The sequence below is a fragment of the Streptococcus mitis genome (assembly GCF_047463435.1).
Taxonomy (GTDB): Bacteria; Bacillota; Bacilli; order Lactobacillales; family Streptococcaceae; genus Streptococcus; species Streptococcus mitis_DS.
In genome coordinates this window covers 79,468-93,263 of sequence record NZ_JASHDW010000001.1, presented here as the reverse complement: position 1 = coordinate 93,263, position 13,796 = coordinate 79,468, and the positions used below count along the sequence as shown (strand labels likewise).

The following is a 13,796-nucleotide window of genomic DNA, read 5'->3' as shown; positions in this document are numbered from 1 at the left end:
ATGTTGATAGAATTGAGGAGAATTTTTCGAAAAATCCCTTATAATTTTAGATTATTCATAGCAGTAATTCTACAAGGAATAGTTTCGGGTTTATCTGGTATATTTCTCCATTATCTTTTAGAGATAGTAGAGAGTCTAGCTTTTGGTCAGTCAGAGCATCATAGTGGATTTTTGACAGATGGAGTTTCCTCCTCACGGATAGGACTAAGTTTAATAATCGTGGGTCTTGGCTCATCCTTGGTCTGGTATTTCTTGCAAAAAGGGTCGAAGATTTATTCCATCAAAGCTCAGATGAAGGATGAGGCTTCACAATACAAGCTTCATTTTCTAAAACAGCTATTTCATTCAATTTGGCAGATTATTGCAGTTGGAGGGGGAGCCCCTATTGGCAAAGAAGCTGCACCACGAGAGATTGGAACTCTATTTGCAGGACCAATTGGAAAAATATGTATAGTGTCTATGAAGGATCGTATCTTTCTCCTTGCTTGTGGTGCTGGTGCTGGTTTAGCTGCTGTCTATCAGGTTCCATTAACAAGTGTCTTCTTTGTTTTTGAAACCCTAGGAATTGCTCTATCTATTAAACGATTTGTCTTAGTCGGTTTGACTACTTATGTCTCAACCTATATAGCAGGTTTGGTTATTTCAGATCAGGCTCTCTACCAGATTACATCGATCACATGGTCATTAAAGGAAATATGGATTATTCCCTTATTACTTCTTTTCTTAACCCCACCAGCTTGGCTTTTTGGTCGTTTAAGTAAGGCAGCGTCTTCAAACAGAATAAAAGATAAACGAATACTTCTCACATTGCCTACAGCTTTTCTTTTTCTTATTGGATTAGCAAGTTATTTTCCACATCTACTTGGAAATGGACGTATGATGGCTCAGGAAGTATTGAATGGTAGCAATGGCAAAACAGTATTCCTTTTGTTTATCTTAAAAGCATTAGTTGTTCTTATTACTCTGTGGGCAGGGGCCTATGGTGGTACACTTACGCCATCTTTTGCCTTGGGGATGGCTGGAGCTGCTCTCTTTGGAATGATTCTAGGTGGGGATAGCCAGCCAAGCATTTTGCTTTTGGGATCGGTTTGCTTTTTGTCTGTGACCTTGAGGGCGCCCATTTCTGCAACCGGATTAGTTATAGGTTTCACTGGGCTAGGTATAGATTCTCTTCCGTATCTCTTAGTAACAGCTGTTTTAGCCTATGAATTTGCAAAAATGCTAGACCGCTTTCCTTGGACTAGCATACTGTGTCAGAAGTCAAAGAATAAAGTAATTAGGTAGGAAATACCCATTTCTTCTAGTCAAGGATTTGATTTAAAAGATAAAAAAATACTCTCAATTTATTTATAACTGTTTTAAATAAAAATGTAGTAGGATTATCGGAGTCATTGTTGAATCCGATTTTTCCTAGCTATGAAATATAAAAATAAAAAAAGAAAGGTAGAGCGTGTGTTCTGATTTGAACACGAGCGGAAAACTTTTCTAAAAACTCAGAAGAGAAGGGAGTTCGGATTTGAATAAAAGCCGCTCTAATCTTCTCAATATCATCAAAATTAAGAAAGAAAGGAATTGAACCCACCCTAAAAGCAGTGGGAAAAAGATAGTTGGTCTAGCGAGCATGGCTCACTGCACCTAACTCCTATTTTCCCTTCGCTTTTTGACGGGTTTGGTATCTTTCTGATTATAAATTTTAGAATAAAGAAAGGATGGGTTAACTGTATTCATTGAACTGAATACGGGCGGAGAACTGTGTAAAAAAGATAAACTTTCTAGCATCTGCGATGTGTCGTCAGTTTCCTATTTTTCCTTTGTTCTCCGTCGCCCTTTATATCTTAATTATGTCTATCCATATTGCTGCTCAGCAGGGTGAAATTGCTGATAAAATTCTTCTTCCTGGGGATCCTCTTCGTGCTAAGTTTATTGCGGAAAATTTCCTTGAAGATGCTGTTTGTTTTAACGAAGTGCGTAACATGTTTGGTTACACTGGTGCTTACAAGGGCCACCGTGTATCTGTCATGGGAACTGGGATGGGGATGCCATCCATTTCGATTTATGCGCGTGAGTTGATTGTGGACTACGGTGTGAAGAAATTGATTCGTGTGGGAACTGCAGGTTCTTTGAATGAAGATGTTCACGTCCGTGAATTAGTTTTGGCGCAGGCAGCTGCAACCAACTCTAACATCATCCGCAATGACTGGCCACAGTACGATTTCCCACAAATCGCTAGCTTTGATTTGCTGGACAAGGCCTACCATATCGCCAAAGAACTCGGTATGACTACCCACGTTGGGAACGTTTTGTCTTCTGATGTCTTTTATTCAAACTACTTTGAAAAGAACATCGAACTTGGTAAATGGGGAGTCAAGGCTGTGGAAATGGAAGCAGCAGCCCTTTACTATCTGGCAGCCCAACACCATGTTGACGCGCTTGCTATCATGACTATTTCGGATAGTTTGGTCAATCCAGATGAAGACACGACTGCGGAAGAACGTCAAAATACCTTCACCGATATGATGAAGGTTGGCCTAGAAACCTTAATTGCTGAATAAAAGGGAACACAAAAGGAAGATTTTCTGAATGAAAATCTTCCTTTTTTAGTCATTCACTACATACTGACCTTAATGAATGTTACTCTATTGTCTATTTTTTAAGAGATTGCAAGAAATAATCAATTTCTGCTTGAGAATGGAGAATATGCATCTTTTCAGGGTAGGTATCACTTAATTTTTGGTATCTTTCCTTAGCATTATTTGTCCGCCCATCCCAGAGAATCCATCTGATAAACTCCCAATTAAATTGTTCTTGACAACCAGCTGCCATACTTTCTCTTACTTTTCCCCGGTATTTAAGATAACGTTTAAAGGCTCGTAGCAGACAATTCCAGCGAGAAAAATTGAGAAAGATGATTTGATCTGCTTCCAGCATTCTTTCTTCGTAATAGCACCAAGAATAATTGCCATCAATAACCCAAGCTTTATGCTTGGTGAGAAAATTTTTCATCTCGGTCAACATCCATTCGCGATCACTGTCTTGCCAATCAGGTTGAAATTGGAGTGTGTCCATGTGAAGTTTTGGGATGGAGTAGCAGTGAGACAACTTTTCGGCTAGAGTTGACTTACCAGCACCAGAATATCCGATAATTGCGATTTTCATTTTCTACCTTTTCCTATTTGAGGACAAAAAAACAGCCTCTATGGACTGTTTCTTATTTAGCAAGTTTAGCTGAAAGACGAGCTTTATCACGGCTTGCTTTGTTTTTGTGAATCAAACCTTTAGTTTCTGCTTTATCGATAGCTGAGCTAGCAGCACGGAAAAGTTCTTCAGATGGGTTTGCTTCGAAAGCTTTGATAGCAGTACGCATAGCTGATTTTTGAGCTGAGTTCTTTTCGTTTTGTTTAACGTTCAATTCAGCGCGTTTGATAGCTGATTTAATGTTTGCCAATGTTCTTACCTCCATATTTACTAACTATACCATTATATCTGAAAACTTACGTTTTGACAAGGGAAAATTATTTTTTTAAGTAAATTTCATCGATTTCATGGTTCTTTGTTTTATGAAGAATCACTTCCGCTCGATTTCTAGTTGGTTCAATATAATTTTGTAGATTTGTGAGATTGATACTGGTCCAGACCTGATGGGCAAAGGATTCCACTTCCCCAATCGGCATTTGTGTAAAACGATAATAGTAGCTATCAGGATCGTTTTGGGCTAGGCTCAGCATTTTCAAGAAACGGTCCAGATACCAACTCTCGATGTCATCGACTGCAGCATCGACATAGATGGAAAAGTCAAAGAAGTCAGTAATGTAGAGACGCTCGTTTTGTGGATTTTGAAAGACATTTATTCCTTCAACAATGACAAAATCAGCAGCTTTGACGCTTTGCTTTTCCTCGGGTACGATGTCGTAGACTTCATGAGAATAGACAGGAATATCTACATCTTGTCCATTTTTGATGTGATCCAGGAAGTTGAGAAGAGCTTCCATATCATAGCTTTCAGGAAATCCCTTGCGATTTAAAATCCCTTGTTCAATCAAGGTCTGGTTGGGATAGAGAAAGCCGTCAGTTGTTACCAACTCAACCGTAGCATCTGTAAGGGTACGGGACAGTAGGATTTGAAGTAGGCGACTGGTTGTGGATTTTCCAACGGCAACACTCCCAGAAACCCCAATGATAAAAGGCTGGGATTTGCTTTCACGTTGAAGGAAAATCCCTTTTGAAAAGGCCAAATCATCCTTGGTACGCTTGTAAATCTGGATGAGATGGGCTAGGGGGAGATAGACATCGGTAACATCCTGCAAGCTAATCTGGTCATTAAAACTCTTGATGGATTCTAATTCCTCTTCTGTCAAAGGAGGTGTGGTTTTTCTATGTAACGATTGCCAAGTCTGGCGGCTGATTTTTTCAAAATGTAAAAATTCGTTGGTCATTTGTTTTCCCCTAGATATTTTGTTTATCATACCATAAAAAGCTAAAAAAATAAAGCGGTTTCTTGATGATAGTAAACCAATATCGTATAATAGAAGTAGATAGGGTTGACCAATTTATTGATGAGGTAGGAGCTACTTTCTCTTGACTTATAAGCCAATAAAGGGGGCTTTGGGATTCACAATTTATAGGAGGTGTACTATGAAAATCTTAAAAAGTTATATACTGGAACTCTGTTTTATTTTAAGTTTTGCACTACCTTTTATAAAAGGGGCGAATGCGGATAATGGTAGACGCTTTGTGGAAATCTATTACGGTTTTACTTTTTTGATGGAACATGCTATTGTAACAGCTATCTTTATCTGTTCGCTCTTGATTGCTTGCCTACTAAAAAAACGGTGGACGAAATGGCTTGCTGCTGGTAGTTATTTCTTTTTAGTTCTATGGATTGCTACAGAGGGTTATTTCTTCCGCATGTCGCTAGAAGATTTGGTACGACTTTGGACAAGTTGGGAAATCCTGACAAAAACGTATCAGTTGGGCTTTTATCTAAACATCCTGTTGGGAATTTTGTTGATAATTAAGTATCTGAAGGTTAAGCAATAGTAATAAGAATGCGCCTAATTATAGATGATAAACATTTTGTTATATCCTAATTATGATATTTCTAGTTCTAAATGGCTTATTATTTATAAGTGTTTAAAGAGATTGAAGAAAATGTTTTACTTACTAGCTTTCTTCAGTCTTTTTCGTTTTATTATCAATTTGTAAACGATTTACAATTTAAGTCAAATTATGGTAAAATAGTTTCATGAGTAAAATGTATTATGCAGAAAATCCTGACGCTGCTCACGACATTCATGAGTTGAGAGTGGACTTATTGGGAGAAAAAATGACCTTTTTGACGGATGCGGGTGTTTTTAGCAAGAAAATGGTTGACTTTGGCAGTCAACTCTTGCTCAAGTGTCTAGAGGTCAACCAAGGAGAGACTGTCCTTGATGTAGGGTGTGGTTATGGGCCTTTGGGCTTATCCTTGGCTAAGGCTTATGGGGTTCAGGCGACCATGGTTGATATCAATAATCGTGCCTTGGATTTGGCGCGACAAAATGCTGAACGAAATAAAGTAGAAGCGACGATTTTCCAGTCCAACATCTATGAACAAGTTGAAGGCACATTTGACCATGTCATTTCAAATCCTCCTATCCGTGCGGGCAAGCAAGTGGTTCATGAAATCATTGAGAAAAGTAAAGATTTCTTGGAAACTGGTGGAGATTTAACAATCATTATCCAGAAAAAACAAGGGGCTCCAAGCGCCAAGTCAAAGATGGAGGAAGTGTTTGGCAATTGTGAAATCGTCAAAAAAGATAAGGGATATTATATCCTTAGAAGTGTGAAAGAATGAGAGCAGTTGATTTAATCCAAAAAAAACGAGATGGTCAAGAACTGACTTCGAGTGAAATTGAATGGCTAGTTGAAGGCTATGTGTCAGGAACTGTCCCTGATTATCAGATGTCTGCCTTTGCTATGGCTGTTTATTTCAAAGGAATGACAACTCGAGAAATCTCTGATTTGACCATGAAGATGGTCAAGACAGGTCAAGAGTTTGATTTATCCGCTATTGATGGAGTTAAGGTTGACAAGCATTCTACGGGTGGTGTTGGTGATAAGGTGACCTTGATTTTAGCTCCCCTTGTTGCTAGTTTTGGTGTGCCTGTGGCAAAAATGAGTGGTCGAGGTCTCGGCCATACTGGCGGTACAATCGATAAATTGGAGTCCATTAAGGGCTATCAAGTGGAACGAAGTCAAGAGGATTTCATTGCACAAGTGCAGGATATTGGTGTATCTGTCATTGGGCAATCAGACCAGCTGGTCAAAGCAGACAAGCTTCTCTACGCCCTCCGTGACGTGACAGCAACTGTCGACACGATTCCTTTGATTGCGAGTTCTGTCATGAGCAAGAAAATCGCTGCAGGAGCGGATGCTATTTTACTAGACGTGACTGTTGGCGAGGGTGCCTTCATGAAGACTGTTGATGAGGCGCGTGAATTGGCTCAAACCATGGTGGAACTTGGTAAGGCTGTTGGACGGAAGACGGTAGCAGTGATTACGGACATGAGTCAACCTTTGGGACGAGCGATTGGAAATCGCCTTGAAATTCTTGAGGCATTGGATATTTTACAAGGTCAAGGCCGTCAGGATATTACCCACTTCATCTGTGAATTGGCTCAAATTATGCTTGGTTTAGCAAATGTAAACAAGACAGTTGAAGAAGTTCGACAACATCTTGAAAATGGCCAAGCACTGGCTAAGTTTGAGGATATGGTGCAAGCCCAAGGTGGAGACTTGGAAGACCTCTATCGTCCTGTCAATGTGGCCCATGTGGTGGAAATCCCTGCTCAGGAAACGGGTGTCATTTCAGCTCTTCCAGCTATGGAATTTGGGCTTTATGCTATGAGACTGGGGGCAGGCCGTGCAGTTAAGTCTGATGCCTTGGACTATGAAACAGGAATTGTTTTTGAAAAGAAAGTTGGAGATTCCGTTCAAAAGGGAGAAATTGTTGCAAAAGTATACACAAATGGAAAAATTTCTCCTCAGCTAGTTACAGATTTTCAAAAATATGTTAAAATAAATGACAGGGTGCAAAGTTTACGAGAAATTATAGAAATCATCTCATAAACTGTAGGAGAATCCGAATATGAAATTAAATAAATATATCGATCATACACTTTTGAAACAAGATGCGACAGAAAATCAAATTGATTGTTTGTTGTCTGAAGCTAGAGAGTATGATTTTGCCAGTGTTTGCGTTAATCCGACCTGGGTTGAACATGCTAAAAAAGGGCTTGAAGACACAGATGTCAAGGTCTGTACAGTAGTAGGTTTCCCTTTGGGGGCAACAACTTCAGCTGTGAAAGCTTTTGAAACCAAGGAAGCTATCCAAAATGGTGCAGATGAGATTGATATGGTGATCAATGTTGGAGCTCTCAAATCAGGTAATCTTGATTTGGTTGAGTTGGATATTCGCGCAGTAGTAGAAGCAAGTGGTGACAAGTTAGTGAAAGTCATTATTGAAGCTTGCCTTCTGACAGACCAAGAAAAAGTTGTGGCTTGCCAATTAGCTCAAAAAGCTGGAGCTGACTTTGTAAAAACTTCAACTGGCTTTTCAACTGGTGGTGCTACGGTAGCAGATGTTAGATTAATGCGTGAAACAGTTGGACCTGATATGGGAGTCAAGGCTGCTGGCGGAGCTCGTTCTTATGCAGATGCTCTTGCCTTTGTGGAAGCAGGGGCGACCCGTATCGGAACTTCAGCTGGAGTAGCCATTTTAAAAGGAGAATTGGCAGATGGCGACTACTGAGTTGATTGAACTAGCAATTGAAACAAGCAAGAAAGCCTATGTGCCCTATTCTCACTTTCCTATCGGAGCAGTTTTAGTAGCCAAAGACGGAAATGTTTACACGGGAGTGAATATCGAAAATGCTAGCTATCCTTTGACAAACTGTGGAGAGCGTACAGCCATTTTTAAAGCAGTTTCCGAAGGCCAAAGAGAATTTTCAGAATTGATTGTCTATGGACAGACTGAAAAACCAATCTCACCATGTGGTGCTTGTCGCCAAGTGATGGCTGAATTTTTTGAACAAGATCTAAAAGTGACCTTAGTCGCAAAAGATAAATCGACGGTCGAGATGACGGTCGGGGAGTTACTTCCATACTCTTTTACAGACTTAAACTAGTCTGAGTCGCTCTCTGAGTGGCACGGTCCTTGTGGCCAACCAATCCATACTTGCAACATCGTTGCACATCTTATTTAGGAGGTTCAGTAATGAACAAGAAACAATGGCTAGGCCTTGGTCTAGTTGCAGTGGCAGCAGTTGGACTTGCTGCATGTGGTAACCGCTCTTCTCGTAACGCAGCTTCATCTTCTGATGTGAAGACAAAAGCAGCAATCGTCACTGATACTGGTGGTGTTGATGACAAATCATTCAACCAATCAGCTTGGGAAGGTTTGCAAGACTGGGGTAAAGAACACAATCTTTCAAAAGATAAAGGTTTCACTTACTTCCAATCAACAAGTGAAGCTGACTATGCTAACAACTTGCAACAAGCGGCTGGAAGTTACAACCTAATCTTCGGTGTTGGTTTTGCCCTTCACAATGCGGTTGAAGAAGCAGCAAAAGACCACTCTGATTTGAACTATGTCTTGATTGATGATGTGATTAAAGATCAAAAGAATGTTGCTAGCGTAACATTTGCTGATAACGAAGCTGCTTACCTTGCGGGAGTTGCAGCGGCTAAAACAACTAAAACAAAACAAGTTGGTTTTGTAGGTGGTATTGAGTCTGAAGTTATCTCACGTTTTGCAGCTGGATTTAAAGCTGGTGTTGAGTCAGTAGATCCATCTATCAAAGTTCAAGTTGACTATGCTGGTTCATTTGGTGATGCTGCTAAAGGTAAAACAATTGCAGCAGCACAATACGCAGCTGGTGCAGACGTTGTTTACCAGGCAGCAGGTGGAACAGGTGCTGGTGTCTTTGCAGAAGCAAAATCACTCAACGAGAGCCGTCCTGAAAGTGAAAAAGTTTGGGTTATCGGTGTTGACCGTGACCAAGAGGCAGAAGGTAAATACACTTCTAAAGATGGTAAAGAATCAAACTTTGTTCTTGTATCTACTTTGAAACAAGTTGGTACAACTGTAAAAGATATTGCTAACAAGGCAGAAAAAGGTGAATTCCCTGGCGGTCAAGTGATCGTTTACTCATTGAAAGATAAAGGGGTTGACTTGGCAGTAACAAACCTTTCAGAAGAAGGTAAAAAAGCTGTCGAAGATGCAAAAGCTAAAATCCTTGATGGAAGCGTAAAAGTTCCTGAAAAATAATGGATGGAAGTCATTTCTTAGGAAGCGGCCCTCGGCCGCTTTTTTAAGAGTTGAGACAAAGTCATTTTGTCTCAGTAAAGCTTGCTACTAGATAAACTAGCAAGTTTTATTGAAATAAAATAAGACTCTGAAAGGAAGAGCACATGGCACACGAAAATGTCATTGAGATGCGTGATATTACCAAGGTGTTTGGTGAATTTGTTGCCAACGACAAAATCAACCTGCACCTACGAAAAGGTGAAATTCATGCACTTTTAGGAGAAAATGGGGCTGGTAAGTCCACGCTCATGAACATGTTAGCAGGGCTTCTTGAACCAACCAGTGGTGAAATTGTGGTCAACGGTCAAGTTGTTAACCTCGATTCACCGTCTAAAGCAGCTAGCTTGGGAATTGGAATGGTTCACCAGCATTTTATGTTGGTAGAAGCCTTCACAGTGGCTGAAAACATCATTTTAGGTAGTGAATTAACTAAAAATGGTGTGCTAGATATTGCTGGAGCTAGCAAAGAAATCAAGGCTCTTTCTGAACGTTATGGCTTAGCGGTTGACCCTTCTGCCAAGATAGCAGATATCTCAGTTGGAGCCCAACAACGTGTAGAAATTTTAAAAACCCTTTATCGGGGGGCTGATATCCTTATCTTTGACGAACCAACGGCTGTCTTGACTCCATCAGAAATTGATGAGTTGATGGCTATTATGAAAAATCTTGTCAAAGAAGGAAAATCAATTATCTTGATTACCCACAAGTTGGATGAGATTCGTGCAGTTTCTGACCGAGTTACAGTTATCCGTCGTGGGAAATCAATTGAAACCGTCGAAATTGTAGGGGCTACCAATGCTGATTTGGCAGAAATGATGGTGGGTCGTTCCGTTTCCTTTAAAACAGAGAAGCAAGCCTCTCAACCAAAAGAAGTGGTCTTGTCTATTAACGACTTGGTGGTCAATGAAAACCGCGGTGTCCCAGCTGTGAAAAATCTATCCTTGGATGTTCGTGCTGGAGAGATTGTTGGTATTGCGGGGATTGATGGAAATGGTCAGTCTGAATTGATTCAAGCAATTACAGGTCTTCGCAAGGTTGAATCTGGTAGCATTGAGCTAAAAGGAAATTCAATTGTAGGCTTGCACCCACGTCAGATTACTGAGTTGAGTGTTGGGCACGTTCCAGAAGACCGTCACCGTGATGGTTTGATTTTGGAAATGATGATTTCTGAAAATATTGCCCTTCAAACCTACTATAAAGAACCACATAGTAAAAATGGAATTTTGAACTATTCAAATATTACTTCTTATGCTAAAAAGTTAATGGAAGAGTTTGATGTTCGTGCTGCCAGTGAATTTGTTCCTGCAGCTGCACTCTCAGGAGGAAATCAACAAAAAGCAATTATTGCTCGTGAAATTGATCGTGATCCTGATCTCCTTATCGTCAGCCAGCCAACTCGTGGGTTGGATGTCGGTGCTATTGAATATATCCACAAACGCTTGATTGAAGAGCGTGATAATGGTAAGGCTGTCCTTGTTGTCAGCTTTGAATTGGATGAGATTTTAAACGTCTCAGACCGTATTGCCGTTATCCACGATGGTAAGATTCAAGGTATTGTATCACCAGAAACAACCAATAAACAAGAACTAGGTGTCTTGATGGCTGGTGGAAACTTGGGAAAGGAGAAGAGTGATGTCTAAAAAATTACAACAAATTTCGGTTCCCTTGATTTCTGTCTTTCTAGGAATTTTGCTCGGAGCCATTGTCATGTGGATCTTCGGTTATGATGCTATTTGGGGCTACGAAGAATTGTTCTATACAGCCTTTGGTAGTCTACGCGGTATTGGAGAAATCTTCCGTGCCATGGGGCCTTTGGTCTTGATTGGTCTTGGTTTTGCCGTTGCTAGTCGGGCAGGTTTCTTTAACGTTGGGCTTCCTGGTCAGGCTTTGGCAGGTTGGATTCTCAGTGGTTGGTTTGCCTTGTCGCATCCAGATATGCCACGCCCCTTGATGATTTTAGCAACCATCGTGATTGCCTTGATTGCTGGTGGAATTGTCGGAGCGATTCCAGGTATTCTGAGAGCCTATCTAGGGACGTCAGAGGTTATCGTAACTATCATGATGAACTACATCGTTTTGTATGTAGGGAATGCCTTTATCCATGCCTTCCCTAAAGACTTCATGCAAAGTACAGATTCGACCATTCGTGTTGGGGCTAATGCAACCTACCAGACACCTTGGTTGTCTGAGTTGACTGGTAACTCACGGATGAATATTGGTATTTTCTTTGCTATCATTGCCGTTGTAGTTATTTGGTTCATGCTCAAGAAAACGACTCTTGGTTTTGAAATTCGTGCAGTTGGTCTTAATCCACATGCTTCAGAATACGCTGGTATTTCTGCCAAGCGGACTATCATCCTATCTATGATTATTTCAGGTGCCCTGGCAGGTCTTGGTGGAGCTGTTGAAGGGCTTGGAACCTTCCAGAACGTCTATGTTCAAGGATCATCATTAGCTGTCGGATTTAACGGGATGGCGGTTAGTCTGCTTGCGGCCAACTCACCAATCGGTATTCTCTTTGCAGCCTTCCTATTTGGTGTTCTCCAAGTTGGAGCTCCTGGTATGAATGCGGCGCAGGTACCATCTGAGCTTGTCAGCATTGTAACAGCGTCTATTATCTTCTTTGTCAGTGTTCATTACCTTATCGAACGCTTTGTCAAACCGAAAAAACAAGTTAAAGGAGGTAAGTAAAGATGTCTATTACAACCTTGCTCACCCTCTTGGTGTCTTCTATGCTGATTTACTCAGCGCCCCTCATCTTTACAAGTATCGGTGGTGTTTTCTCTGAACGTGGTGGTGTCGTAAACGTCGGCCTTGAAGGAATTATGGTTATGGGTGCCTTTTCTGGAGTTGTCTTTAACCTTGAATTTGCAGAACAATTTGGAGCATCAACTCCATGGCTATCCTTGCTAGTTGCAGGATTGGTTGGTGGTGTCTTCTCTATCATCCACGCAGCAGCGACAGTTCATTTCCGTGCAGACCATGTTGTCAGCGGTACGGTATTGAACTTGATGGCGCCAGCCTTGGCTGTTTTCTTAGTGAAAGTTCTTTATAACAAAGGACAAACCGACAACCTAAGTCAGACTTTTGGACGCTTTGATTTCCCAGTCTTGGCCAATATCCCAGTAATTGGTGATATCTTCTTCAAGTCAACTAGTCTTCTTGGTTACCTGGCAATTGCCTTCTCATTCCTTGCTTGGTTTATCCTCTTCAAGACTCGCTTTGGTCTTCGTCTTCGCTCCGTCGGTGAACACCCTCAAGCAGCGGACACTTTGGGAATCAATGTCTACAAAATGAGATATTTAGGAGTTATTATTTCAGGTTTCCTAGGTGGAATTGGTGGAGCGATTTATGCTCAATCCATCTCAGTTAACTTCTCAGTGACAACTATTGTTGGACCTGGATTTATCGCCCTTGCTGCGATGATCTTCGGAAAATGGAATCCAATTGGAGCCATGCTATCTAGTCTCTTCTTTGGACTTTCACAAAGTTTGGCTGTTATCGGCTCTCAATTGCCATTCCTACAAGGAGTGCCTGCGGTTTACCTTCAAATCGCACCTTACGTTTTGACAATTCTTGTCTTGGCAGCCTTCTTTGGAAAAGCAGTCGCACCAAAAGCAGATGGTATCAACTATATCAAATCAAAATAAGCATACAAAAAACGTCAGTTCAATGAATGAACTGACCTTTTATTTTTTTGGATATTGGTGAGTTAAGTTCAATCCCCAAGGGACCAAATTTTCAGTTTTATTTTTGATGCGAGCGATATTGTCCTTATGACGAATGATAATCAAACTAGCAAGTGCTAGGATAATAGCGATGAAGAGAGGGTCATAGTTGCTCAGGATAAAACCAAAAAGTGGAAAGAGTAGAACCCCGATAACAGCCGCGATAGATGCTGTGACACTAGATAGTGAAATCATACTACCAAGATAGAGGGTTCCAAAGAAAACAACTGCTAGGTAGAGACAGAAGACAGGTGCAAATCCGAAAATCACTCCAGCACTGGTTGCGACAGCCTTGCCACCCTTAAATCCTGCAAAGATAGGGAAGGTATGACCAATAACAGCCAAAAGTCCAAAGATAAGAGGTGAAACACCTTGCAGATGGAAAATAATCGGAAGAAGCGTTGCTAGGGTTCCTTTGAAAAAATCAATTACAAAGGTTGCCATACCAGCTTTCTTACCTAAAATGCGGAAGGTATTAGTTGTCCCAGTGTTACCAGAACCATGCTCACGTAGATTGATTTGAAAGAATACTTGTCCAATCCAGAGGCCAGACGGAATCGAACCCAGCAGATAGGCTAGGATTAATAAAACTATTGTAATCATACTCCTATTATATCATGAAATGGAGAAGAAAGGCAGAGAATCTCTTCTGAAATTGTCACACCGGAGAAAGAAAAATTTTGCAAAATCCTTAGAAAACCTGTAGAATAGTAAAGATGAAC

General features: G+C 40.8%; 15 protein-coding genes. 11 read left to right on the top strand and 4 right to left on the bottom strand.

The features are described 5' to 3' along the window. Together QM843_RS00480 and deoD are read left to right on the top strand one after the other, a co-directional pair. Positions 1–1,284, top strand: coding sequence for a chloride channel protein (locus QM843_RS00480; RefSeq protein WP_237446943.1), 1,284 nt, complete (start codon positions 1–3; stop codon positions 1,282–1,284). A gap of 557 nt (positions 1,285–1,841) precedes the next feature. After that, positions 1,842–2,552, top strand: a complete 711-nt coding sequence (gene deoD, locus QM843_RS00475) for a purine-nucleoside phosphorylase (RefSeq protein WP_173226609.1) — start codon at positions 1,842–1,844, stop codon at positions 2,550–2,552. Positions 2,553–2,643: 91 nt separating this feature from the next. Here the strand turns inward: deoD and QM843_RS00470 are convergent, their stop codons facing one another. From QM843_RS00470 to coaA, 3 genes are all read right to left on the bottom strand, one after another. Continuing rightward, positions 2,644–3,156: a DNA topology modulation protein gene (locus QM843_RS00470; protein ID WP_173226607.1), complete on the bottom strand. Its 513-nt coding sequence runs from the start codon at positions 3,154–3,156 to the stop codon at positions 2,644–2,646. Between the two features lie 52 nt (positions 3,157–3,208). Continuing rightward, the gene (rpsT, locus tag QM843_RS00465; protein ID WP_001274000.1) at positions 3,209–3,445 is read right to left on the bottom strand and encodes a 30S ribosomal protein S20; all 237 of its coding nucleotides are present in this window, start codon (positions 3,443–3,445) and stop codon (positions 3,209–3,211) included. Positions 3,446–3,512: 67 nt separating this feature from the next. Beyond that, a complete protein-coding gene (coaA, locus tag QM843_RS00460; RefSeq protein WP_004258795.1) occupies positions 3,513–4,433 on the bottom strand; it encodes a type I pantothenate kinase in 921 nt (306 codons plus the stop codon). A gap of 199 nt (positions 4,434–4,632) precedes the next feature. On the opposite strand from coaA, the gene QM843_RS00455 reads away from it, so the two are divergent. The 9 genes from QM843_RS00455 (at position 4,633) to QM843_RS00415 (ending at position 12,996) form a co-directional block, all read left to right on the top strand. Beyond that, positions 4,633–5,037 carry a hypothetical protein gene (locus QM843_RS00455; protein WP_000698112.1) on the top strand — a complete coding sequence of 135 codons (405 nt, stop codon included), beginning with the start codon at positions 4,633–4,635 and terminating at the stop codon, positions 5,035–5,037. Between the two features lie 205 nt (positions 5,038–5,242). Further along, entirely contained in the window at positions 5,243–5,833 is a 591-nt protein-coding gene (locus QM843_RS00450) for a class I SAM-dependent methyltransferase (RefSeq protein ID WP_414304261.1), read from the top strand. Continuing rightward, positions 5,830–7,107, top strand: coding sequence for a pyrimidine-nucleoside phosphorylase (locus QM843_RS00445; RefSeq protein WP_254753703.1), 1,278 nt, complete (start codon positions 5,830–5,832; stop codon positions 7,105–7,107). The genes QM843_RS00450 and QM843_RS00445 overlap by 4 nt, the downstream gene beginning before the upstream one ends. Before the next feature lie 19 nt (positions 7,108–7,126). Then, complete coding sequence (deoC, locus tag QM843_RS00440) at positions 7,127–7,789, top strand: deoxyribose-phosphate aldolase (protein ID WP_414304260.1); 663 nt, start codon at positions 7,127–7,129, stop codon at positions 7,787–7,789. Continuing rightward, positions 7,776–8,165: a cytidine deaminase gene (locus QM843_RS00435; RefSeq protein ID WP_261019595.1), complete on the top strand. Its 390-nt coding sequence runs from the start codon at positions 7,776–7,778 to the stop codon at positions 8,163–8,165. Before deoC ends, QM843_RS00435 begins: the two co-directional genes overlap by 14 nt. 89 nt (positions 8,166–8,254) lie before the next feature. Then, positions 8,255–9,307 (top strand): BMP family lipoprotein, encoded by a 1,053-nt coding sequence (locus QM843_RS00430; RefSeq protein WP_001036135.1) that lies wholly within the window; start codon positions 8,255–8,257, stop codon positions 9,305–9,307. Positions 9,308–9,450: 143 nt separating this feature from the next. Then, positions 9,451–10,986 carry an ABC transporter ATP-binding protein gene (locus QM843_RS00425; RefSeq protein ID WP_254753702.1) on the top strand — a complete coding sequence of 512 codons (1,536 nt, stop codon included), beginning with the start codon at positions 9,451–9,453 and terminating at the stop codon, positions 10,984–10,986. Further along, the gene (locus tag QM843_RS00420) at positions 10,979–12,037 is read left to right on the top strand and encodes an ABC transporter permease (RefSeq protein WP_414304259.1); all 1,059 of its coding nucleotides are present in this window, start codon (positions 10,979–10,981) and stop codon (positions 12,035–12,037) included. The genes QM843_RS00425 and QM843_RS00420 overlap by 8 nt, the downstream gene beginning before the upstream one ends. A 2-nt stretch (positions 12,038–12,039) precedes the next feature. Next, a complete protein-coding gene (locus QM843_RS00415; RefSeq protein WP_000029128.1) occupies positions 12,040–12,996 on the top strand; it encodes an ABC transporter permease in 957 nt (318 codons plus the stop codon). A 39-nt stretch (positions 12,997–13,035) separates the two neighbouring features. Here QM843_RS00415 and plsY read toward each other — a convergent pair whose 3' ends face one another. Further along, positions 13,036–13,677 (bottom strand): glycerol-3-phosphate 1-O-acyltransferase PlsY, encoded by a 642-nt coding sequence (plsY, locus tag QM843_RS00410; RefSeq protein ID WP_261031451.1) that lies wholly within the window; start codon positions 13,675–13,677, stop codon positions 13,036–13,038. Between the last annotated feature and the right edge of the window lie 119 nt (positions 13,678–13,796).